Origin of the sequence: Streptomyces sp. B1866 (genome assembly GCF_031932565.1) — a bacterium.
GTDB lineage: Bacteria > Actinomycetota > Actinomycetes > Streptomycetales > Streptomycetaceae > Streptomyces.
The window spans coordinates 1-1,507 of sequence record NZ_JAVSCF010000503.1 but is presented as its reverse complement, the minus strand read 5'-3'; the positions used below and the strand labels follow the sequence as shown (position 1 = coordinate 1,507).

Annotated in this window: 1 protein-coding gene and 1 pseudogene; both read right to left on the bottom strand. The window is 79.1% G+C overall.

Annotated elements, in window-relative coordinates; translation table 11 throughout:
• Positions 1–352: pseudogene (locus RKE29_RS29815) on the bottom strand (4-alpha-glucanotransferase); the annotation flags it as partial.
• Between the two features lie 116 nt (positions 353–468).
• A complete protein-coding gene (locus tag RKE29_RS29810) occupies positions 469–702 on the bottom strand; it encodes a hypothetical protein (RefSeq protein WP_312008833.1) in 234 nt (77 codons plus the stop codon).
• Positions 703–1,507: the final 805 nt, after the last annotated feature.

Below are 1,507 nucleotides of genomic sequence, written 5' to 3'. Positions count from 1 at the left end.
GGGCGGCGGTCGCGGCGGCTTCCGGGGCGGCGGCGCGCGGCGCGGCGGGGGCCCCGGGTGGCGGCTCCTCGGCGGTCACCCGCAGCCCGGTGCCCTCGGGCAGGGCGAGCCGGGGCGGCCTGCCGGGGCGCGCGACCACGTAGGGCGGCAGCAGCCGGGCGCGCTCCCGGTCCGCGTGCCGCTCCAACTCGGCCCGTACGGACGCGGGGGTGGAGGCGTCGACGCCCAGCGCGGCGAGCACGGCGACGACGGTGTCGGCGGACACCTGGACCGTACGGCCCGGCTCCGGCTCGTAGGAGGTGGCGACGCCGTGCAGTTCGGCGAGCCGCGCCCTGCCCCTCAGGTCGTCCATCAGGCCCCTTCCGGATGTCCGCGGCGCCCGCCCCGGCCGCCTGGAGTGCCCGCGCGTCCCCGGCGCCCGCCCGGTCCGTCCAGTACCCGTCCGGTGCCCGGGAGGCGCCCGGTGCTCTAGATCTCCCTGGGCTCCATACCCACGGCGAGCGGCGGCTCACTGGTCAGCGGCGCGGCGTGGGCCAGCGGAGGCTCGCTGGTCAGCGGGGGTTCGGCGCCGCCGCGGGCGCCGGAGCCGTCGAGGACGGAGTCGGGGTCGGACACCCCGGCCAGCGGGTCGGGCTCCCGCGCGTTCACCGGATCGGAGGGTTTGGACGGCGAGGACAGCAGAAGATGCGCGGACAGGGCCACGAGGCAGGCCTCCGGTGCTATCGGGGTCGGAACATGCCAAGCCCTACCCACTCAGGGCAGCGGCAGACGCATGATTTGACGGTCATACGACACGAACGGCACAGAGCCTACGGGCCAAACACACTTTCAGGCGACAGACTTGCGGCGGGACGGCCTCACGCGCGTGCCGCGCGGACCCGTCCGCGCGCGGACGGGTCCGCCGGGGCCCGGACCGGGCCGCGCGGCAATCCCGGCACATCGGTCACCGCCGTTGACACCCTCACCGGCTGGTGGTGGGCTCGGCAGCGGCCGTGGTCGGCACGCCGCACGCCGCCGGGGCGATCCCGCCGTCGGGGCGGCCCGGGGCCGACGCCGGGAGGCCCATGCGGGACACTCCCCCGGGAACGTGTCGCGGGAACGTGTCGCGGGGCGGTCCGGGAAGGGCGGGGCGTCGGGCCGGGGGCCGGGGACGCCGGGTGCGGAACAGGCCGGAGGACCCGGGCCCGGGGGCGGGGGCCCGGCAGAACCCGGGGCCCGGGCTGCTGAGGCCCGGCAGCTCCGAGCCCCGGAGACCGGCAGGCCCGGGGCCGAGGGCGCGGCCTGGGGACGGCCACCGGGCACCGGCCCGCGACGAGCGCCACACGAGCACCACGCGACGAGGAGAAGCGAGGAGGAGCCCGTGCGTTTCCGGGGACCCAGGCCGACCACCGCGGGCGCGACGGCCCTGGCGGCCGCCGTCATCGGCGGGCTGCTCGGCGGCTCGCCCGGCGCGGCCGCCGCTCCCGCGAGCGGCCCCGGCACTCCGGCCGGGCCCGGCAGCGCGGCG